General features: G+C 57.8%; 20 protein-coding genes and 1 pseudogene. 12 read left to right on the top strand and 9 right to left on the bottom strand.

All coding sequences use genetic code 11. The features are described 5' to 3' along the window. Positions 1 to 70 precede the first annotated feature (70 nt). From DBIPINDM_RS43820 to DBIPINDM_RS42665, 3 genes are all read right to left on the bottom strand, one after another. Positions 71 to 262, bottom strand: coding sequence for a hypothetical protein (locus DBIPINDM_RS43820; RefSeq protein WP_416361816.1), 192 nt, complete (start codon positions 260 to 262; stop codon positions 71 to 73). 324 nt (positions 263 to 586) lie between these two features. After that, a complete protein-coding gene (locus DBIPINDM_RS43815) occupies positions 587 to 994 on the bottom strand; it encodes a PRC-barrel domain-containing protein (protein ID WP_416361815.1) in 408 nt (135 codons plus the stop codon). Between the two features lie 471 nt (positions 995 to 1,465). Then, positions 1,466 to 2,437, bottom strand: a complete 972-nt coding sequence (locus DBIPINDM_RS42665) for a magnesium transporter CorA family protein (RefSeq protein ID WP_258589626.1) — start codon at positions 2,435 to 2,437, stop codon at positions 1,466 to 1,468. Between the two features lie 310 nt (positions 2,438 to 2,747). Here DBIPINDM_RS42665 and DBIPINDM_RS42660 point away from each other — a divergent pair, with 310 nt between their 5' ends. Continuing rightward, a complete protein-coding gene (locus DBIPINDM_RS42660) occupies positions 2,748 to 3,032 on the top strand; it encodes a hypothetical protein (protein WP_258589890.1) in 285 nt (94 codons plus the stop codon). A 351-nt stretch (positions 3,033 to 3,383) separates the two neighbouring features. Here the strand turns inward: DBIPINDM_RS42660 and DBIPINDM_RS42655 are convergent, their stop codons facing one another. Further along, a complete protein-coding gene (locus DBIPINDM_RS42655; RefSeq protein WP_258589625.1) occupies positions 3,384 to 3,995 on the bottom strand; it encodes a DUF2062 domain-containing protein in 612 nt (203 codons plus the stop codon). A gap of 177 nt (positions 3,996 to 4,172) precedes the next feature. Here DBIPINDM_RS42655 and DBIPINDM_RS42650 point away from each other — a divergent pair, with 177 nt between their 5' ends. From DBIPINDM_RS42650 to DBIPINDM_RS42640, 3 genes are all read left to right on the top strand, one after another. Next, entirely contained in the window at positions 4,173 to 4,739 is a 567-nt protein-coding gene (locus tag DBIPINDM_RS42650) for an ABC-type transport auxiliary lipoprotein family protein (protein WP_258589624.1), read from the top strand. Positions 4,740 to 5,584: 845 nt separating this feature from the next. Further along, positions 5,585 to 6,643: a YihY/virulence factor BrkB family protein gene (locus DBIPINDM_RS42645; RefSeq protein WP_258589623.1), complete on the top strand. Its 1,059-nt coding sequence runs from the start codon at positions 5,585 to 5,587 to the stop codon at positions 6,641 to 6,643. Positions 6,644 to 7,628: 985 nt separating this feature from the next. Continuing rightward, positions 7,629 to 7,868, top strand: coding sequence for a hypothetical protein (locus DBIPINDM_RS42640; protein WP_416361814.1), 240 nt, complete (start codon positions 7,629 to 7,631; stop codon positions 7,866 to 7,868). A 900-nt stretch (positions 7,869 to 8,768) separates the two neighbouring features. Here the strand turns inward: DBIPINDM_RS42640 and DBIPINDM_RS42630 are convergent. Both DBIPINDM_RS42630 and DBIPINDM_RS42625 read right to left on the bottom strand, forming a co-directional pair. Further along, entirely contained in the window at positions 8,769 to 9,089 is a 321-nt protein-coding gene (locus DBIPINDM_RS42630; protein ID WP_258589622.1) for a hypothetical protein, read from the bottom strand. A 135-nt stretch (positions 9,090 to 9,224) separates the two neighbouring features. Then, positions 9,225 to 9,434: a hypothetical protein gene (locus tag DBIPINDM_RS42625; RefSeq protein ID WP_258589621.1), complete on the bottom strand. Its 210-nt coding sequence runs from the start codon at positions 9,432 to 9,434 to the stop codon at positions 9,225 to 9,227. Positions 9,435 to 9,519: 85 nt separating this feature from the next. Here DBIPINDM_RS42625 and DBIPINDM_RS42620 point away from each other — a divergent pair, with 85 nt between their 5' ends. The 3 genes and pseudogenes from DBIPINDM_RS42620 (at position 9,520) to DBIPINDM_RS42610 (ending at position 12,241) form a co-directional block, all read left to right on the top strand. Further along, on the top strand, positions 9,520 to 10,047 hold the full coding sequence (locus tag DBIPINDM_RS42620; RefSeq protein ID WP_258589620.1) for an inorganic diphosphatase: 528 nt from the start codon (positions 9,520 to 9,522) through the stop codon (positions 10,045 to 10,047). Positions 10,048 to 10,552: 505 nt separating this feature from the next. Next, complete coding sequence (locus DBIPINDM_RS42615; RefSeq protein WP_258589619.1) at positions 10,553 to 10,837, top strand: hypothetical protein; 285 nt, start codon at positions 10,553 to 10,555, stop codon at positions 10,835 to 10,837. A 370-nt stretch (positions 10,838 to 11,207) separates the two neighbouring features. Further along, positions 11,208 to 12,241: pseudogene (locus DBIPINDM_RS42610) on the top strand (PAS domain-containing protein). A gap of 43 nt (positions 12,242 to 12,284) precedes the next feature. On the opposite strand, the gene DBIPINDM_RS42605 reads toward DBIPINDM_RS42610, so the two are convergent. Together DBIPINDM_RS42605 and DBIPINDM_RS42600 are read right to left on the bottom strand one after the other, a co-directional pair. Next, entirely contained in the window at positions 12,285 to 14,309 is a 2,025-nt protein-coding gene (locus DBIPINDM_RS42605) for a sensor histidine kinase (RefSeq protein ID WP_258589618.1), read from the bottom strand. A 320-nt stretch (positions 14,310 to 14,629) separates the two neighbouring features. Further along, positions 14,630 to 15,451, bottom strand: a complete 822-nt coding sequence (locus DBIPINDM_RS42600; protein ID WP_258589617.1) for a phospholipase D-like domain-containing protein — start codon at positions 15,449 to 15,451, stop codon at positions 14,630 to 14,632. Positions 15,452 to 15,781: 330 nt separating this feature from the next. Between DBIPINDM_RS42600 and DBIPINDM_RS42595 the strand changes: the two genes are divergently transcribed. The 3 genes from DBIPINDM_RS42595 to DBIPINDM_RS42585 all read left to right on the top strand — a co-directional run bounded on the left by DBIPINDM_RS42595 (position 15,782) and on the right by DBIPINDM_RS42585 (position 17,759). Next, positions 15,782 to 16,081, top strand: coding sequence for a DUF1236 domain-containing protein (locus DBIPINDM_RS42595; protein WP_258589616.1), 300 nt, complete (start codon positions 15,782 to 15,784; stop codon positions 16,079 to 16,081). 240 nt (positions 16,082 to 16,321) lie between these two features. After that, positions 16,322 to 16,585 carry a YMGG-like glycine zipper-containing protein gene (locus DBIPINDM_RS42590; protein ID WP_258589615.1) on the top strand — a complete coding sequence of 88 codons (264 nt, stop codon included), beginning with the start codon at positions 16,322 to 16,324 and terminating at the stop codon, positions 16,583 to 16,585. 925 nt (positions 16,586 to 17,510) lie between these two features. Continuing rightward, positions 17,511 to 17,759, top strand: coding sequence for a hypothetical protein (locus DBIPINDM_RS42585; RefSeq protein WP_258589614.1), 249 nt, complete (start codon positions 17,511 to 17,513; stop codon positions 17,757 to 17,759). Positions 17,760 to 18,120: 361 nt separating this feature from the next. Here the strand turns inward: DBIPINDM_RS42585 and DBIPINDM_RS42580 are convergent, their stop codons facing one another. Then, on the bottom strand, positions 18,121 to 18,489 hold the full coding sequence (locus DBIPINDM_RS42580; RefSeq protein ID WP_258589613.1) for a hypothetical protein: 369 nt from the start codon (positions 18,487 to 18,489) through the stop codon (positions 18,121 to 18,123). Between the two features lie 41 nt (positions 18,490 to 18,530). On the opposite strand from DBIPINDM_RS42580, the gene DBIPINDM_RS42575 reads away from it, so the two are divergent. Further along, positions 18,531 to 18,737 carry a DUF2188 domain-containing protein gene (locus DBIPINDM_RS42575; RefSeq protein WP_258589612.1) on the top strand — a complete coding sequence of 69 codons (207 nt, stop codon included), beginning with the start codon at positions 18,531 to 18,533 and terminating at the stop codon, positions 18,735 to 18,737. A 244-nt stretch (positions 18,738 to 18,981) separates the two neighbouring features. Continuing rightward, the gene (locus DBIPINDM_RS42570; RefSeq protein WP_258589611.1) at positions 18,982 to 19,416 is read left to right on the top strand and encodes a DUF982 domain-containing protein; all 435 of its coding nucleotides are present in this window, start codon (positions 18,982 to 18,984) and stop codon (positions 19,414 to 19,416) included. The last annotated feature ends 83 nt before the right edge of the window (positions 19,417 to 19,499 follow it).

The following is a 19,499-nucleotide window of genomic DNA, read 5'->3' as shown; positions in this document are numbered from 1 at the left end:
TCGGGAAGTTCCCGCGTTCGGGCAGCTTTGCCGGCGCCGGCAGCTGAGGCGAGGGCGTGGCTCTCGACTATCAGGTGATCATCGAAATCCGTTCATTCGAAGTGCGCGTCGACGGGGCGACCATGCCGAGGTCGAGCTGTTCGTACGCATCCTGAACGACCGCAATGGCGAGGTGTTTGCCTCGACCTGCTTCACCGCTTCCGCGCCTGTCTCGGGCGGCGGCAATCAGGCCTATGTCAGCGCGCTTGTGCCGGCCGTCCATTCGTTGGATCTGTGGAACGTTGAGCGCGTCGTATTGACCCGCCGGCTAAATGCAGACTTCGACTGGCCGTGCAAAATCCGACTGCGGCCGTCCTTTGGGACGATGGCTTCGAACCCCCGGGCCGGCGATCGGCGCCGCGTCTTCGACCAGAATGCAATCACTGTTTCGACGCTCACTGAACTTTAGTGGTGGGTTGCTGACCTGCCCGCGGGCCATATCGAACCGGGTCAGGGATCAACTTCTGGAAGATCGCATCGTTCTTCGCCCGCCATGCTTCATCGGCGAGCCACCGATATTCCTGGTCGGGCATCAACGGAACTGCTTTCACATCGGCACTGGAGATGCGCAGCTAAAAGCTGTTTCGACTTGCATATACCGAAGCGGGACGACGATGCTGTCTTTTCCGGCGATGAAAAAGCCGCCTGAGGCAATGACCACGTAGTCCCATCGGTCCTTGGTTCCGATCACAACGTTACGAACTTCGCCAACGATCTTGTCGTCCAAACTGCGAACCTCGGAGCCGACGATCTCGTCGACACGCAGACCGGGTCCAAGTTCGTCGATATTGATGAGAGGACGTGCGCCTGGAGAACCGCGATTGCCCTGAACTTCACCACCTTGATTCCGTTGTGGTTCTTCGGCGGCCACCTGTTCATCGGCAAGGTCCTCGTCGTTCCCCCCAAGCTTCGCCATTGATGGCGCGGCAATCAGTTGTCGGATATTGGCGAGCAAGCGTTCGCAGTCGTCCTGTAGGCCATACGACCACAGTAAGAACGCGGCATCCCTAAGGGTTCGTAGGTCACGAACGAGGTAGCGATTTTCGGATTGCGCAATTCCGGGCTCTTGAGGACAGCCTCTTCGAGCTGGCATCGGAAATGTTACAGACGGCGAACGCCGGTTGGAGGCCAAGCCCCAGCAACAACGCCATCGGCGCCGCGATCCAAACCAATCTCATTGGAATTCCCCATGGGGCGGCCGTTTCCTTCGACTTCGTGCGTCAAGCATGCCAATCGGGTGGAAATGTAGCGTAGGACAACTAGCCGGCCTCAACACTCCATTGGCCTTTTGTTTCCAGCTTACGACGATTGATGACCGGAAACTTGCTGCTGAACCGTGTCATGTGGGCCGCAGGCGAGATCCTCAACGAGAATCCATGTAGCCCTGCGGACCGAGCCATGAGCGCTTCCTCCGCACCAAGTCCCCCTAGAACCAACCCCGCCATTTGAACCACGCCAGCGGAATAATTGCGCTGAGAGCGATCATCCCCAAACCATAGGGATAGCCGAAAGCCCAGTCGTATTCGGGCATACTCTTGAAATTCATGCCGTAGATGCTCGCCATCAAGGTTGGAGGAATGCCGACGATCGAGACGATGGTGAGGATTTTGAAGATGTCGTTTTGTGCAATGCCGATTAATCCAACCATAGCGTCGAGCAGGAACTGCACCTTGTCGGAGAGATGCACCTCGTAATTGTCGAGCGACGCCACGTCGAGCTTGAGGCCGTCCATACGTGACGCGAGTTCTCCATCGCCCCAGCCTGCCGTCATCCCGCACGCAAAATCGATGGCGCGTCCAAGGGCAAGTAACGCATCACGCTTTTCCGAGAGAGCGTCACCCAACCTGCCAACATGGCGGAGCTGGGCGCGAATGACATTGTTCGAGCGAATGGCCTTACGCCCCTGGCTGTCCGGGACGTGAAAAGCGGTTGCAGAGAGGGTCCGTAGGTCCGTCGCCGCCTGTTCAAGGGCGTCGGCAAGGCGGCCGATAAGCTCCTCGCAAAGATCGATGAACACCTCAAGGCTTGACGTCGGTGGCTCGCCGGGATCGGCGAAGCGACCAGCAACTGCGTCAACGGCCGGCAAAGTCGAGAAGCGAACGGTGATCAAGCGCTCTCGCGAGAGCACAAAGCCGAGGGGAGCGATCAGCGGCGGGCCGCCTTCGACATGGGTGACGATCGGAACGCTCATGGTAAGCACGCCGTCCCGGGCTTTTAGTCGGCTTGAGCTTTCGATCTCGCTGAGATTTTCCCGGCTTGGGAGGGCCACGAGGGCCAGCCCCTCGACCTCTTTCACCTCGGCCGTATCGGGGTCGATAAGATCCAGCCAGAGCGCCCTTTTGGTCGCTTTCGGGGAGTTGCTCTGCGGATAGATGCTCAACATTTCTGGAAGTGCCATGAAAGGCCGGCTTGCGTGGACGGACTTGGGGCCAGTGAGCCAGATCGAACTGAGGGTCGGTGTACCAAGGCAGGCTTCTGGCCATTCCTAAGCCATCCAGGGTGCTGGACGATCCTAACCGTTGAGCCCTCCTATTTTGAACGACCGGTTGAGGGTTATGTTCCAGACCTCTCAGCTCGGAAGTTGTAAGTGCGGCATAAATCGTCAGTGGAACGCGTTTGCCTGACCTTTTTTATGTCCGGCCGACCGACCCACTAATTTGCGCGAGTAATCGCCGCCTCTTGTCGATGGCCGTCAAGATCAAGGAAATCTGGATGACCGAAACAACGAGCCGAGCGAGCTTCAGACGATCAATACCGAATGGCAAATCGCCATCCAGGAAATCCTGCGAATGGTCGTGCGGGATATTTACAGGACGGGCGACGAAACGGTGTTCAAGTCGCATATCAAGCGCATAGAAGAGGCTGCGGTAGACAGCATCTACACTGGCCTGATGCTCCGAGGCACCGACGAATGGACTGAGCTGCTCGTCAAGGAAAAGGCCAGCAATTTCGTCACTACGCTTCTGACATCCTTCACCTTCGATAGGTTTTAAGACCAAAGCCAGTCTTCGCGACCTCGCGCGAGGCGTCGCCAGCTTTTCCTCGCCTTGAGGAATTTTCCACTGACGCGCAACCTGGCTGATCCCTCTGCTTGGCCTTCGGCACCGTGGCGCATGGCTTGCCTGCACTCGCTCGCATCGCCGTTTGCGCATGTCGCCTTTCAACGTACTGTGCGCGCGAATGGCCTTCGGTTCGCCGCCAGCGCCTGACTGAACTGGATATGGCTGCCCTTCTCCCCAATGTTATGCCGCCGAGCGGCCTGGTCATATCGCAGAAATCGTCATGCGCCTTAGCAAGGGTCTCGACGCGGCTTTCCTGCATCAAGCCGGCGCGGGCCTCTTCCATCATAGCCTTTCAGGCGGCCTAGGGAGAGTGGGCAGTATTGGGTTGTCTTCTTGCTGAAGAAGCCGACTCGCCTTTTCGGACAGCCGTTTGCGCCTCTGTTCGCGGAAAGCAGTCATGCACCAGCGCGTGATGCCATAGAACAACAGGCCAAAGATCAGCCCAAGCGGCACCGCGCCGATCAGCATCGGCTTGAGCACCGGTCCCCACAATTGCGAAAACGAAAGGTTATGCAACATCTCGCTCAGATGCGCAGGCGGGCCGTGACTTGGCAGACGGTCGTGCAACATGATCTTGCCGGTCTCCCAGGAGGCACCCCACAACAGGGGAAACGTCAACGGATTGCCGAACACAACTGCGCCAAGTGCGGCCGCCGCCAGGTTTCCTGCGATCAGCCAGCACAGGAGGGCGGCAATTGCGAAATGGAAACCCACCGGGAAGAATGAGGCGAAGACCCCCGCCGCGACCCCAGCCGCCACGGCGTGTGGAGTGGCGTTCAGCCGCAGGATGCGCTTTGAAAAGTACTGGAGCGAGCGCGAGAAGGAACTGCGCGGCCACATATAAGTGCGTAAGCGCTCGAAGAAACCATCAGGGTTCCGGCGTCGAAAGAGCACTCTCGTTCCTAACTCCGCCAACGCTGCGGGACTTGTCCGTCGGAATGTAATCGCAGTAGGCAGAAAAAACGCGGGCTGTGTTGCTTTGTTCCGGTTTGTCAGGTTTAGAAGTATTGGGAATAAGGGTAATTGCGTGTGAAATCGCTTGGGGTCAAATCGGACGCCCTGAGAGCTAGTTTGGCGTTGCTTGCGCTTGGGCTCGCCGGTTGCGCGGCGTTGGGAGGCAAACCCGCGCCGCTGGATACGTTCGAGCTGTCCGCCCCCTCGATCGATGCGCATGGCCCCAGCCGCCGCCAGATCCTGATCGCCCAGCCTTCCGCGCTCAAGGCGCTGGACAGCCAGAACATCGTCATCAAGCCGTCTGATCGCTCGATCCAGTATCTCAAGGGCGCGCAATGGGCCGACCGGCTGCCGCTGATCGTGCAGGCGCGACTGGCCGAGACTTTTCAGCGCTCCGGCAGCTTTACCGGCGTCGGCAAGCCGGGCGAGGGGCTGGCGATCGATTATCAGGTGATCGTCGAAATCCGCTCCTTCGAAGTCCGCGTCAATGGCGGCGAGCATGCCGAGGTCAATTTGTCCGTACGCATTCTGAACGACCGCAACGGCGAGGTGCGCGCCTCGAAGAGTTTTACCGCTTGGGCACATGTCTCGGGCAGTGGCAATCCGGCCTATGTCAACGCGCTGGACAGCGCCTTCGGCGACGCGGTGAAGGATGTCGTGCGCTGGACGGATACGGTGATCTGATCCGGATAAGCCAAGGTTGCGGCTGCGTCCGAAGCAAATATGCGTCGTATGAGCGGATGGGGCATCTGGATTGGTAATTGAGACTCGCCAGAGCGTCAGGTGCTGCTGCGCCAAGGTAAGGATCCAATAATCCGAAGACGCCAGCGACTTTGAAAGCACAAAGCTGGTTTCCCTCCCCAAAGGCGACGTTGCCAGGAGGTGCAAGTCAAGTGCAGCGTGACCGCTGCCGCGGACGGCGTATCCTGCAGGGTTATCGCAGTCCTAGGAAGCCTAAGATAAAAAGGACAATTACGATAGCGCCAACAACCCAAATAATCCGATTCATCATCTCTCCCTTTCTGCTCCAAGGACCCCGCCCCGATGGCACGGCGGGCCAATGGATTCCTTTGCCCCGCTTCCTACGCCAAGAAGCGGCATCCGAAGAACTACCTCAACAGTCCAAAACCACTAATGTTCCAAAGCTCGTCGCACTCCACACCATCCGAGTCAGAGAAGTCGTAAGCCCGGGATAACGCGGCGACCGATTTCGGATTTTCTTGCTGAGGCTACCAGCACCGCGACACTCCATGCGTTCGACCAGTTAGGTTATCGTCCGCCTTGGCGGCACATCTATCAAGGTACAGCCACATCATTGGGCGCCGAGCTCAAAACCCGAGCCGGAAAGTTCTGGATCGAACCCCACGTCTCATTCCTGGAACTTCGGTGGATTTTGACGCGTTACATCGTAGTGGAAATTATTCAGGACACCCTAGCAGCCTCCCATTCGGTCACCGCGCCATCTGCGCTAAGGCCGGTGCAATGTCGAAGATTAAACTCCGATTAATGGACGATGCGAACTGTTCGAAATGCCAGCAAAACCACCTGGGCACACAGAAGGCAAATCTCTTATTGACAGGGAGGCGGAACGCCACGCGGCAAATTCGTCCAAGGCTCGCTTAACGACTGCAGGTGAGGTCGGGCAAGAGCGAGGCAGGGAGGCTGAATGGCCATCCCAGATTCCTGCTCTGGGTTGGAAGGATATCGCTTGGCGCGTGTGGGAGGAATTCAACAAGGATCGCATGCTGCTCGTGGCGGCTGGTGCCACTTTCTACCTGCTGCTTGCTCTGTTTCCGGCTTTAGCGGCCTTTATGTCTTTATACGGGTTTGTAGCCGATCCAGTAACCGTAGCCGATCACGTTTCCTATCTCGCCGGCTTGCTTCCTTCGACCGGACTCGATCTCATTCGTCAGCAACTGCAAGCGTTGGCACATCAGAACACCAGCGCTCTTGGCGTAGGGTTTTTCGTCGGCCTGTCTATTGCATTGTGGAGCGCCAACAGCGGTATCAAAGCGCTTTTCGACGCCATGAACATCGCCTACGCGGAGACTGAAAAACGCAGCTTTCTCAGACTAAACATCATGTCGATCGGCTTCACCATGGGTGCCTTGATGATCGGCATCGTTTTGCTCCTGGCCGTCGGGGTGGTTCCCGTCGTCTTGTCGTACCTGTATCTCGACAAATGGGCAGAAGTGCTCTTCGTTTTAGGGCGGTGGCCGATTCTCATGCTGGCCGTACTCACCGGGATATCGCTCATTTATCGGTTCGGCCCGAGCCGGGCGAAAGCCAAATGGCGCTGGCTGAGTTGGGGTGCCGTGATGGCAACGCTGGTCTGGTTGGTCGCGTCGTGGCTGTTCTCTTTCTATCTGCAGCATTTCGCCAATTACAACGTAACATACGGGTCATTAGGCGCCGTGGTCGGCTTAATGATGTGGACCTGGATTTCGGTCGTCATTCTCATTGTCGGCGCCGCGGTCAACGCTGAAATGGAACATCAGACATCGCGCGATTCAACCACCGGGCCGCCATTGCCGATGGGCCAGCGAGGGGCGGTGGTTGCCGATAGTCTTGGCAAGGTCGCTGAGTGACGCCAAATCCCGCTCGTCGCGGCAGGTTCGGGTGGTCTCAATGTGTCGTACTTGACCCAGATCGGATTGCCAATGCAGCCTGCTCGTGCCGCCTCACGTTGAAACCGGCCCGGCAAATAGAATTCGTGAACTGTGCTGATCAGGGATCGTCCAGAACAGAAATTGCCGACCGCCAACACACCCGTTTGCTAAGCCGCAAACTAAGCGTCAGCGCTCCTGACAGCTGGATCACACCCTTGGCTCGCGCCTTCGAAACCTCGCACAAATCCGTTCTTGCCGGCTCCCTGTCCCGCTCGGTTTCGGCAGACCGGCTCCCGTCACACAGCATTGCAAACCGGTTAGATGGCCGCCGACGCCCTGTGTCATAGAACCGAACCCGAACCAGTCGCATACGTTTCCATCATGGCGTGTTCACAGGTATTCGGTGATTTCCTTGAACTCACCGGCAGGCTGTTGCTTGCCCGTAGGCGGCTCCCCCTTGCTCTCTCAAGCTTTGGCGAAAAAACCTAATAGCAGGGTGGAACCTGTAGCCATCAGCGCGATTGATTCTGATGGGCACGCGCCGCACTGCTAGATTTCCTGGTCTCGGGAGGTCGCGAGAGGACAGGCTTGTGACTGGCACCCCTCTTGTGCTTGACGTGCTCAAACGCAGACTGATCTTTCAAATCCGCAGCGTCTACGACGATGACTTTTTCCCCATCCACTTGCTCCTGTTCGTCTATACGCTCCTTGTGCTGGGAGCGACTGCGTTCGTATTCTTCCTATGGTGAGCTTTCTTGACCCAGCGCCGATTTGACAAGGAAAGGCTGGAGCGAGCCGATCGCGAGTACCGCGCGATCGTCGAGGCAGAGCGCACCGAGCGCGAAGCGAAATCAACAAGGTTACGTGAGCAGCGCCTTTATTCGAACCCTCACCGACCCCGCTCTGCGCTGTGGGTAGCCTCGGGCTAAGAAAAAGACGCGTAAAGTAATTGAGGTTGACTTGGTTGGAACTGAAAGCGGGGTGCGAGCTTATGGGGTGTGAGCACGCGCGGCTCGACTTCCTCCACCAATGGCTGGGCAACGACGTCCCTGAGACGGCGGCGGCCGATGTCGTCTCGATCGACGAAGTCACGCACAAGCGTTTCGCCGACGCAAAATCGGTCGGCATCAAATGGGAAGAGATCGACGAGGAAGTCACCGGCAACATCGTGTCTTTTGGCTTCTTCGGCATCACGCACTCCTAAAGATGTCGCTCGCCTTCGGCGCGGCGCCGTGGCTAGCCGTCGGTGAAGTCGCAGCACCGCTGACTGCGAGCAAGAGAATTGCGACCTTGAAGAGCAACACGACGCGGAGGCGCGTTCGGACGACTACGGCGAAACGGTAGTCTGGTCCCAATGACCCGAACGTGCCGCAGGAGGGCCAGCGCTGGCACGGCCATTTCTGAGCGTTCGCCACGTTGGCGAACCCAAGCCCGCTGCCTCTCATGCACAGATCGAGAGCGATTTTCGGAACCCGTGCAGAGCGCTGGCGTGACGCGGCTTGGCCGACATCGGTTTGGGTAACAGTGGGCTCATTTCAGGACATACGCATCAGGCCTTCCACGGTTAGGTGCGGCCTCTCCGCTCCCGTCACCACAAACGGCCCGTCTTCAACGGGCCGTTTAATTACAGCAGACTCGACTAGTTGGCAGGCGCGGCCGGTGCAGGGGCCGTCTTTGCAGGGCTAGGCGCAGGGGCGAGAGCGGGTGCTGGCTCGGCGGGCTTTGCTGGGGTGACAGACGCCGGAGCGGGTGTGCTCGCTGCCGGCGTCTCGGCGACCGGGACTGCATGATCGCGGGTTCTGCTGAAGGAGTAATAGGCGACGATAGCGAGAACAATAATAATCAATACAGCAAGCCATCCAGCGCCGCCGCTTCTTGACCTGACACGTGTTGTCCGGTTAACGCCCGAACTCGTGTCCAGGGGTGGAATTGGGCTGAATGGTTCATTTGGAGTGGGTGTGTTTGCCATGATGTTTCCTCCGGGCTGACATTTAAGATCTAACGCCCGACCTTGGACCTAGTTGCAGGTGCCTCATCTCAAATGGTGAAACTCGTCCAAATGTCATTCCTTTCAGGGAGTCGCAGGCATTCGACCTGATCCCTGTCACTGAAATTCGACTGCAGCCGCTGCAAGCCACAGGTGAAAATTACGCTGCTGGACGTTCACCTGGAACACGCCAAAGCACCCAATGATCGACAAGCACATCAAGCTGGACGGCAAAAATCGTCTGGCACCCTGAGAAGAGGTCACGGATAAGCGGCGGCCGGCGATGACAAATGAAACAACCGTTTGTCTAAGACACGCTCGGCAAACGCGGCCGATTGGATCGGGGCTTTCGGTCTGCTGCATGACCTGCCGCGCCATACGCGACTGGACGTCCAGATGCTGGTTGATCGCACAGGTTAAGAGAACGGTTGCATGCATTGAAATCTGATTAACGTGCTTTACTGCAAGCCATGCCGGGAAGCCGGGCGAGGCGACAGAAACCTTCCTTTACCAGCCATCCGAAGACACCAGGGTGTCGTCAAACGGGCGCTGACGCCAGCACGCCTGTGCCGCCTATTTCCCTTCCCGACGCTTTTCGATTTCATACGTGACCCATCGACATAACATGCCAGCAATGGATGCTACGGCGCCGACGAGTAGGCAGCCCATCAGCAACGGGCTTTCTGAAGCGCTTTTCCAACTGACGATGGCAAGCAGGATAACGCTGACCGTGGAGATCAAATAGCCCACGCCCTTGAGCATATGTAGAGGAGCTTTTGTCATGCCTCAAACCTCCTTAGCGCAGGACTTCGGAACATTATCAACGACCCGAAGTTCCAAAGCCGGTTCACATTTGCGAGGCCTTTTAATGCGCGACTTTCTAAAGCTGCCAACGACAACGGGTGGCCTGATCAGGGTGGTGGTTGAAACCCCTCGTGGTGCTGAGGCCAAATTAGCCTATGATCCAGCGTCCCGGGTCTTTAGCTATGTCCGGCCCCTGCCGGTTGGAATGAGTTACCCCTACGACTGGGGGTTTATCCCTTCGACGCTGGGCGAGGATGGTGACCCCCTCGATGGCCTCGTTATTCATCAGGCTGCTACCGCCCCAGGTGTGGTTATCAAATGCCAGTTGCTTGGTGCGCTGCGTGTCAAGCAGAAGGACCAGGACGGCCAGGCCCTGCGCAATGATCGTTTTATTTTCTGCCCTCATAAAGAGGATGCAGAGGACGAGACTGCTGACCAAGTGCCCGAGCACCTCAGGCGGGAAATCGAGCAGTTCTTTCTCTCCTCGGTGCTTGGCACCGGCAAAACCATCAAGTTCAAGGGCTGGCAGGGGGCGGCGAACGCTCTAAAAGCGATCAGGAAGGGCATGAAAGCCTTTGCCCGTACCAACTGACGGGGCAGATCTCACGGAACATTAGACGGCTCTAAAAGTTTGTCCTTGCGGCGAAGATCGGTCCTCGGATCGGACCCGTACACGGCTTTCCTGTTTTTTGCACGAGATCACGCATGTCCCAATCCGTTGAACCCCCGATACTTCCCGAAGAAAGCCCAGATCGCCAGGTTAACTGCGAAGTCGCGCTGGAAGCGGCATTCGCTGCCTTGGTGGCTGCGTCAGAGGCTCAGGGATGGACGGCCCAGGAAACGGCTGTAGCTCTGCTTAAGATCGCAGAAGAGCACGCGAGGCAAGTCGAGGCCGCTGCCGGCGCTGATGGCTGAGTGGTGGACCTTCATAGGTGAACGGCCGACCGGAATTGGCCTTCCATACGGGGAGGGAGCTTGGCGGCAGGGCCGGATCGAAGATTGGCAGAAGACGGTGCAGCGCAGGGGAACACAGTTCAGAAGCGGACGTTCTCCTCTAGGTCACTCGTGTTGAATGACCCTACAAGGAGGATATTCAAATGAACATCAAGATGCTCACGATGGGCGCAATGGCTTTGGCAATGATGACTGGCTCGGCGTTCGCGGCTGCCAATGGCACCTCCGCGTTGGACGATCCGGCGAAGATGTCGCCGTTCTTCACCGATGCCGGCATGAAAACATTGAGGTCGGAAGCGGATTTCAAGACCGCATGGAAGGCCATGAAACCCGACGAACAGAAGGCTGTGTTGAAGGACTGCGGCGATACCACGATTAACAAGTCGCATGCGGATTTCTGTGCCATGGCCAAGAAGATGGGTGGTTGAAAAGATCCTCACCTGGACGAGGACGAAGGCTAAACGTCTCCTGGCCAGCCGGTAGTTCGACCCACTTACCGGCGTGCCCTAAGATTGGACCCGTCCCATGAGGACGGGCCTTTTTCGGGGCACGCGCTAGCTGCCCTTCGGCTTGGACGTTGCAAGATTGATATCAACGGCTGGGCAAAACGCGTGTCAATACTGAGTGCGAGACAGGGCGACTGACTCCTCAACGGCGTGGATACACAAATGGCCTGCGACGGCCTCCTGGTGGCGCGCTGTTCACATCGTGCATGACTTCGCCTTTGAGCGTGCGGCGCAAAAACCAGGCTCAGGCAGCGCTTCCTTGAAGTCCGACAGAACGCCAGGCATGACCTTAATGGACGAAAAAGATACATCCCACATTCATGGTGACCCACCGGCTGCGGTCACGGCCGACGTGATCCAGGACTGGAAAGAATTGGCCGCAACGGCTTTTCAGCGGACCAGAATGCCTATGGTGGTCACGGACGCCACGCGTGACGATTATCCGATCGTGTTGGCCAATTCCGCTTTTCTAAATCTGACCGGCTATGAAGCCGACGAAGTTCTAGGGCGAAATTGCCGTTTTCTTCAGGGCCCATCAACATCGGCGGCCGCTGTGGCGGAAATCCGTGCCGGATTGATCGAAAGGCGCAACGTAAGCGTGGAGCTGCTGAACTACCGCAAGGATGGATCAACGTTCTGGAACCGGCTTCACCTGAGCCCTGTTCTTGATGACGATGGTCGTCTCGCCTATCATTTCGGGTCCCAAATCGACCGTACGGACTATCGCAAGGTTGAATCCCTTGAAGCTTCAGAGCACAGGCTTTTGCTGGAGGTCGACCACCGCGCGAACAATGTGCTGGCACTGGTCGACAGCATCGTTCGGTTGACCAGATCCGACAACGCCGCCCTTTATGCCTCCTCCGTCCAGGAGCGAATTCAGGCCTTGGCCCGCGCGCACGCACTGCTGGCGCGGCGCCGTTGGCACGAGATTCCGCTGCGCGAGGCGATAGAAACTCAAATCGAGCCCTACGGAGCCACGCGAACTGTTCTCGATGGGCCCGATATCATGCTTGTGTCACATGCCGTCCAGCCGCTCGCTTTGTTCATTCACGAGTTAGCCGTGAACGCGGCATCTCACGGCTCGCTCTCTGGAAGAAGCGGCCAAGTGTCGATCCATTGGACAGACACTCCGCAGAACAAAGGGCTCGCCCTCGTATGGGAGGAAACAGGTGGACCGCCACCACGACCATCCGAAGATCGGGTTTTGGCACCGTGATCGCGGAAGCCACGATCCGGCGCCAGCTCCGAGGATCTGCAGAACGTGAGTGGTCCGACCGGGGTGTGAAGGTGATGGTTGAAGTTCCAAACGTCACAGCCGCGCGATAACGTGGCGGCTCTGCCCTACCCTTCAGGATGGAATGACCTGCAGTCACACGACACCCTCATCCCGGCGAGACAAGGTCACGCGCATGTCGCAAACCAGCCCCGACGTCTCGAACTTCAATGTGACGCGGTCCGAAGGGCCGGAATCGAACACCCGATTAAGGAGCTGTGTGCCAAAACCCTTCCTTCCGGCAGTCCCAACCGGCGGACCTCCCTGCTCACGCCATTCCAGCTCAAGCCGGCGATGCTGTTTTTGGCAGACAACCTTCCAGCAGACCGAAACCATCCCGATCGCATTCGACAATGAACCGTATTTGATCGCATTGGTCGTAAGCTCGTGGAACGCCAAAGCCACTGAAAGGGCAATGTTGGCCGGAAGCCATGCCGGCTCGCCGCTGAGTTGAAACCGCTCGATTGGCGCATGTGGCTTGACGGACGCCGTAATCAGGTCGTTCAGATCGGCCCCGCTCCAATTCTGCTGTGTCAGCAGGTCATGCGCCTTTGCCAGCGAGACGAGCCGGCTTGAAAGCGTGCGTCCGGCCTCGGGCAAGGTCGTGGCGTTGCGGATGGTCTGGCTTGCGATGGATTGGACGACCGCAAGCGTATTCTTGACACGGTGGTTTAGTTCGTTTGTCAGCAATCTGCGGTGCTCTTCGCCGCGTTTACGCTCAGTGATATCCAGGCTGATTTGGACGGCACCAACAATTGCGCCACCCGGATTTCGGATCGGGCGCGCGCTTGAGAGCAAGAAGCGTTCGCCCCCTGATGGAAGCGTGTAGGTAAACTCTTCGTGGTCAACAAACTCTCCGCGCATTGCGCGGCTGAGCGGTCGGTCCTCGCGGCTGACGATTTGCCCATTCTTGACGGCTATGGTGTCGATCACACGGTCCGGCTTGCCAAAGGATTGCGAACCGTCGGTCGGCAACCCCATCAGCTCCGCCGCGAAGCGGTTGCGGATTACCTGTAGCGCTTTGGGATCATAGGTGAACCACACCGCCGCCGGCACCGTGTCCAAAACCGCTTCCAGCTCGGTCCGGCGTTCGGCTATGGCCCGATCCGCCTCAACCATCGCAGTCGAGACAGCGGCAAATTCGGCAACGGAGGTAGTTAGGGGTTCGACCCTGCGTCCAAGCCCAAGCGCCTCGGCGCGAGCGACAAGAGCTGCAGTGGCGCGGGTAAAATGCCTACCCAATGTGTATCCGAGCGCGATCGAGACCAGAAGTGAGAGGACGCCGATGCCGCAAATGGCGGCCAGCGATCGCCACAGCGGGGCTTGCGCTACCGAGAGCGGTAGGTTGGCTGTATAGAACCAGTCTGAGTTGGACGATCTGTAGTATCCGGCTAGCAGCCTCGCGCCTTCGATGTTGCGGGATGTAAAGCTACCGGAGCGGCCGACGACTTTCTCGACATATTCTGGCAGTCCGGGCTTCCCGCTCATCTCCTCGTGCTTCTTTGAACGTGCCACGAAGTGTCCTTGACGATCTCCCACGCCGACTGTCCAGCCCTCCGGTACGGCCGGCATCATCACATCGCGGATGTGTGTCGTCGGGACAGAAATTGAAAGAAGCAAATCCTTGCCCCTGGGAGCTGGTACCAGCATGACGATTTGAACGCGGTAAGTGCTCGAACGCGTGTCGGCAAAGACATCGCTGACGTATATGCCGGCAGTCTTGATTTCTTCGCGATCGTGATCGGTTATCGGCTCGCTGGCCGGCATGTCTGCGCCGTAGCGGGCCTCCGTGCTCATTAACTGTCTACCCGCGAGATCCCGCAAGACGATGACGCGGTCCGTTCCCTGAACAAGGTCGAGCGCCTCGCTGTTGAAGGTTTGCATATCGCCATTGGCAAGAGCGGCCGATTTCGACAAGCCATCGAGAACCGTCCGCAGATTGAGGAGTTCGCCTTCGACAACGAGGGAAACCTGCTTGGCCGTTTGCACGGCATCCTGCTCGAAACGGGATCGCTCGTGTAAGGCGAATTGAACCAGCAAATAGCCGGCAAACAGCCATACAGGGATGATCGCTGCGGCGATCAGGCCAAGCAGATGCGATCGAACGGATCGACGTTGCAAGCCTCTGCCCTCTTACGCCTCACGATTTGCCAACCATAATCACCGGGTTCCGAACAGCAAGCTTTAGTTCGAGCAAATGTACCTGGCGGTCAGTTGAGATTCAGGTGGGAACCTTGCGAACGGGTCTTCTCCCGTTTTTGATGGTTCATCCGTTCCCAGACAGCGCCGCAATCCTTTAACTCGCAAGCCGCTTTAGCCTTGCAAGGCATCTCGGTCAGCACAGCCTGAAGCCTCTGGCATCATTAAGATGCGGGAATAAAACGGCGGGCGATTTCGCATCGGGAGGGCCCGAAAACGTGCCAAGGCGGAAGATGGCGCGGTCAAAGCTGCGGTCTCAGCCAACTGGCAAGCCACTCGGTGGTCTTTTCGCGCACGGGACGCGCTCGCCATTCTTCCAGGGTAACCTGCCTGGATCGTTGGAGGTCTTTGTCGAAAATGTCGATTTGCGTTTTCGCAAAATCGCTGCCGTAAACATTCAACGTAGCTTCGTCGTTCAGCCTCAGGGAACGCTCGTCCAGATTGGCTGAACCAAAGCTCGCCAAGACATCGTCAACAATGAGGAGCTTGGGATGGTACATGCTTGGCTGAAACTCGAAGATTCGAACGCCGGCTTCAAGCAATGCGCCCCAGAAGTAGCGTGAAGCCTTTCGAGTGAGTGGCACGTCTGTCAGCGAATTAGGCACGATCACGGCAACCGCCACGCCTCGCCTCCTAGCGTCGAGGATCTGCTGGAGGGCGATGTCATCCGGCACGAAATATGCCATTCCAATGCGCAGGTGGTCTTGAGACGCAGCTATTGCTGCCAACAACATCAACTCCATGTCCTCGGAGCCGTTCGGCTGCGAGGAAAGGATCAGTTGGGCGTCAAGCGCGCCTGCCGGCTCGGGTGGAGGATAGAACTTGTCGCCCTGCAATGTTTCCCCAGTGGTCTCCAGCCAATTTTCCGCGAAGGCGGCCTGAAAAGCTGAGACCGCCGGCCCCTCGACGCGGTAGTGCGTGTCGCGCCATTCATCAGGGTTGCGCGCGTTTCCGCGCCAGTTGTCGGCAATGCCGACCCCGCCGGTAAAGGCGACGTGCCCATCCACGACCAGAAGCTTGCGATGGGTGCGATTGTTGACGCGGTCATGCGCAGGATGGGACATGGCTGCGCTGATCGACTGGAAATGGTGGGGCGCCGGCGTCAGCCAAGGCAAAGGCCGATCGTCAGGAAGGCGACCGCAACCGCAAAAGCCGGCGCGAGCAACCACCGCGCTTGGCTACACTTCTATCCATCGTTTCCTCCTGCAAATCTGCCGCAGATAACTACCGCAAGCGGGCGCTGTTCCCACCAATGGCATGGCTGGGGGTCAGACTTTGGTCCGATACCTGGCCCGACCGAAGTCCCCCCGTGGGAACGATCGGGTTTGGCTGAAGTTCGACTGTTCTGACGCCGGATCCCCTGGCGTCCTTCGCAAAACTCACAAGGAGACATCATGAAAGCGTATCTTACCGGCGCCGCTGCGGCGTTTCTGCTGCTCGCAGGTATTGGCGCAGCTGCTGCCGAAGACGTCATCATCCAGCCGGAGCAGGACACGGTCATCCGCGAATATGTGAAGAAGCAGCCCCTGGCTTCGGTCAAGGTGCCGGGCGTGGAACTCAACATCGGGACTGCACTGCCTGACACGGTCGAGCTTCGCGAAGTTCCCAACGTCAAGTACCGCTACGTCGTGATCGACAACCGCACGGTCCTGGTGGATCCGAGCACCCACAAGATCGTGAAGGTCTACGACTGACCATTCTCACCACGGAGGCCCGTCGCGTTTCGGCGACGGGCTTCCTATCAGACTGAGTGCTCACCAAGGCGTCGAAGCCTTTAGGTCCAACGTCCCAAGGAGCGGGTTTCCGGGGGTGAGCGTTGCCGCAGCCTGCTGCGGGTTGGCTGGTAAACAGTTGTACTCAATCGCCGGATCAATGGATCGAAAACACCGGTGAGACATTTAAGCACGGCTAATGATGGCCACAGGAGAGTATCGATGAAAAAGACATTGCTTGTTTTGTGCCTGCTTCTTCCGCTAGGCGCTTGCTCGCGCACCGAACAAGGCGCTGCTGTCGGTGGCTTGGGTGGTGCGGCCGTTGGGGCTGCCGTCGCCGGCGACCCGGTCCAGGGGGCGGTGGTTGGCGGTGCTGTCGGAGCACTGGCCGGGGCGGTTATCGGACACGCCAGTGAGGCTGGTCAGTGTCGATACCGCGATCGGCATGGCCGCGTTTACGTTGCGCGATGCCCGGACGGCTACTGATTTTGGAGGCGCGTGGGCCTTCGACCACGCCTTAGTCGGCACTAGGATACCGAATGGGCCTTGCAATCAAAAAGCACCTTGTTTTCTGTTGCGCTGCTTTTGTTTGTACGGCTGCGACCCTGGGCTTACGACAAAGATCTCCGCGGCGCCTGTCGAAGCGCAAGCCATCGCCGATTACTTTTCATCTGTGAAGTCGATGTTTGGGAACTTCGTCCAATCCGGTCCTAAGGGGAGAGGACAAGTGGCAGGTTTTTTCTCCAGAGGCCGGGCAAAAACAGATTCAACTATGCCGGCCAGTCAGGCATCAACGTCATCGCAGACGGCGAATCGTGGTCGTCTATAATAAGAAGCTTAAGACGTCCGGCTTCACGCGCTCTCGAAGACGCCAACTCAAGCTACCCTCGACAACAATGTTGACTTCTCTGGGCGCCGTCTGAAGAATATCAAATATGATGGCGCCAACGTCATCATCAAGCTCGCTGATAGGTCATCCTTCCGCAATTCCAATATCACTACGGTTTTTGGCAGAAAATCGCTCGATTTACGCGGGCGGATCCTGACTGAAGAGAAGGGCCTTACACAACGGTCACCATATCCAATGTGAAGGAGGCGTTCAGGTTGCAGCAGGAACCTTCACCATCGATTATACGGCAAACCGTGAACTCAACACCAAAAATAAGTAGCTCCTGAACAGCGCCTGGCGCCGCATCTGGTCGCGGCAGCTCGAGCTAACCGCGATCCAAACCTGGCTGAACTCAATCCCGGGTAATGGGCCTCCAGCACTCCGAAACGAACCTCGACCGCCAAGTCTCCGAGCTATCACACGGCTGCGGATGGGCAAGGGCCAACGCGCGGCGGTGAGCGCGAGAGTTCGAACGGGATTGTTTGCTTCGTGGCGAAAACGCGATGTGGGGCGAAATCTGACGTGCCAGGATCGAAGGAGGCGGACCTTGTTGACAAGTTTCCAGGCGGTGAATTCCTGCGATTTACTGCGATTACCCTGCAATCCGACACGGCGGCCAACAAAAAGCTTCGCGGAAAGCCCGACATTGATCCAACCGACTACGACGCTGTCGACGATCCGAGCAAACTGCCCAACGTGTTCCCTATCCCTCAGCCGGCCCAGGCGGTGATGACGCTTCCCAATGACCGGGCAAGCCCTTCCTGGACGTGAGCGATTGCCGTCGACAAAACGCTAGACGGGCTGTCGGCAAGCGGCAGGTGGAGCTCGCCCAGTTGACGGAGATGGCGCTTTCGGCTGTCGTCTAGCCTGAAGATCCGGCCCCACGAGGAACCTCCCTTGCCGGTCGAAGTTGGCTTTAGCGAGCGAGAAAGGGACATGGCAAAATATCATATCGATGAAATGCAAGGCGAAAACGCAGTCGCCTCGCACATCTTGACTGCAAGCACCCCGCTGGAGGCTCTAGGGAAGGTCGTGCCGGGTCCGTTTATAGTTCGCACCTCGGAGCCGAACTGGTTCAGGGTTGTCGACGAGAGCCAACGGCACGTATTCAAATACGCGCCGGCCGGCGGCGTCAGTCGACCTCGATGATCCGTCTTGCGGCCCGCTTTGGCGGCACAGCCTCCGTAGGCATTGATCGAGGTTGTTTTTGATCAACCTGCAAGGCCAAGCGCTGCTCTCTCAACCGAGCGGTCTTTGCTTCTCTCGCCAGCCTTTCCTCGTTAAGAAAATTCCTGGCTTCGCGATCGGCCCTTTCAAATTTCTCTTTGTCCACTCTGCGACCGGTCAAGGAAACCTCCCTTGTTTTTCCGGCCAAGAAAGCGTGGACGCGCCAGAAAGTTCCAAACAAATAAACCTCCTTTTCGCCCTCAAATGATGTTGCGGCGATGCCCCCGCTCGGCCCACGCCCTAGCCTATGCCATCTCGCTTTTTCGATCGTCATAGCTACAATCGGAGTGGGCAACGGCAGAGGAAGCGCCAGCCATGGCGAGCGCGAAATATTATGTCTCGAAAGAGACGGATCGGTGGAACGTCAGATACGATGGGAAAGACTATTCCTACGACACAAGCACAAGCGCTTTGATGGCCGCGATCAAGGCCGCCAACACCGCCGTGTCGCAAGGGTATGCGGCCGAGGTGATGGTCCAAGGCGTTGATGGCAAGTGGCGGACGGAATGGGCGGAGGGCTAATGGTAGAATCTCCGCGATACGACACCGGCCGTCCCGCTGCTGCAAATTCCCCAACACGACGCCAACTCTAAAATACGTTGCTGGCGATACCAGAAATGCCGTCGATTGGCGTGATCGAAGACAAGTCAAGAGTTCGATTGAACCGGGACGAATCATAGCCGCCACGAAACGGCTTGCGGGAAGGGTATCTCCCCTCTCGTTACCCACATCTTGCAAGGCGAGATGGCCGCCTGGGGACGGATGCATGCTCCATCAACCTCCTGTGCTTATCCCTGAAGAACTGAACAGGCGCGCTTTGCTGTCCAAGCCTCTTGAAATCTCTCGATCTCTGCCACAGATTTTCTCGGTTCCACAAACCAAGCCGGGGTACCGGCCAAGAGCCAAGGAGGTCAATATGCTTGCAAAGCCTTTTGAAAAGCCAGTCCGTGTATGGGTGGGTCTTGGCTTTCCAAGACAGCTCAACACGGTCGTCGATGCTTACCAGTTTGTCTGCGAATGGTGTGGCAACAGCCCAGAACAGAGAGCGGCAATAAAGGCCTGCAGGGCAGCGCTCGCTGGCGACGTTGATGCGGAAACCGCCCGCGGCATCCTGATTGCTTTCGCGCGTAAGAAAGACCTTCTTGTCGAGGACGAGCCAATGCCGCCTTCGATCACGACGACACACGCCAACCACGTTTGATTCACACTCGGCAGGCGCGGGGGTTTTCCGTATTGGATCAAATCCCTCCGCGCCTATTTGGCACACTGGGTACCCGATGAGAT

The organism is Mesorhizobium sp. AR02 (genome assembly GCF_024746835.1).
Taxonomy (GTDB): domain Bacteria; phylum Pseudomonadota; class Alphaproteobacteria; order Rhizobiales; family Rhizobiaceae; genus Mesorhizobium.
Note: the sequence above shows the minus strand (reverse complement) of the source record. Positions and strands in the feature narration are given on the sequence as shown.

What these genes read in the sequence shown, in the direction of transcription:
- DBIPINDM_RS42570 (WP_258589611.1), top strand. Translation starts at nt 18,982, where the DNA reads ATGCTCCATCAACCTCCTGTGCTTATCCCTGAAGAACTGAACAGGCGC.
- DBIPINDM_RS42630 (WP_258589622.1), bottom strand. Translation starts at nt 9,089, where the DNA reads ATGCATGCAACCGTTCTCTTAACCTGTGCGATCAACCAGCATCTGGAC.
- DBIPINDM_RS42590 (WP_258589615.1), top strand. Translation starts at nt 16,322, where the DNA reads ATGAAAAAGACATTGCTTGTTTTGTGCCTGCTTCTTCCGCTAGGCGCT.
- DBIPINDM_RS42620 (WP_258589620.1), top strand. Translation starts at nt 9,520, where the DNA reads ATGCGCGACTTTCTAAAGCTGCCAACGACAACGGGTGGCCTGATCAGG.
- DBIPINDM_RS42580 (WP_258589613.1), bottom strand. Translation starts at nt 18,489, where the DNA reads ATGACGATCGAAAAAGCGAGATGGCATAGGCTAGGGCGTGGGCCGAGC.
- DBIPINDM_RS42595 (WP_258589616.1), top strand. Translation starts at nt 15,782, where the DNA reads ATGAAAGCGTATCTTACCGGCGCCGCTGCGGCGTTTCTGCTGCTCGCA.
- DBIPINDM_RS43820 (WP_416361816.1), bottom strand. Translation starts at nt 262, where the DNA reads ATGGACGGCCGGCACAAGCGCGCTGACATAGGCCTGATTGCCGCCGCC.
- DBIPINDM_RS42575 (WP_258589612.1), top strand. Translation starts at nt 18,531, where the DNA reads ATGGCGAGCGCGAAATATTATGTCTCGAAAGAGACGGATCGGTGGAAC.
- DBIPINDM_RS42625 (WP_258589621.1), bottom strand. Translation starts at nt 9,434, where the DNA reads ATGACAAAAGCTCCTCTACATATGCTCAAGGGCGTGGGCTATTTGATC.
- DBIPINDM_RS42645 (WP_258589623.1), top strand. Translation starts at nt 5,585, where the DNA reads ATGCCAGCAAAACCACCTGGGCACACAGAAGGCAAATCTCTTATTGAC.
- DBIPINDM_RS42665 (WP_258589626.1), bottom strand. Translation starts at nt 2,437, where the DNA reads ATGGCACTTCCAGAAATGTTGAGCATCTATCCGCAGAGCAACTCCCCG.
- DBIPINDM_RS42600 (WP_258589617.1), bottom strand. Translation starts at nt 15,451, where the DNA reads ATGTCCCATCCTGCGCATGACCGCGTCAACAATCGCACCCATCGCAAG.
- DBIPINDM_RS42615 (WP_258589619.1), top strand. Translation starts at nt 10,553, where the DNA reads ATGAACATCAAGATGCTCACGATGGGCGCAATGGCTTTGGCAATGATG.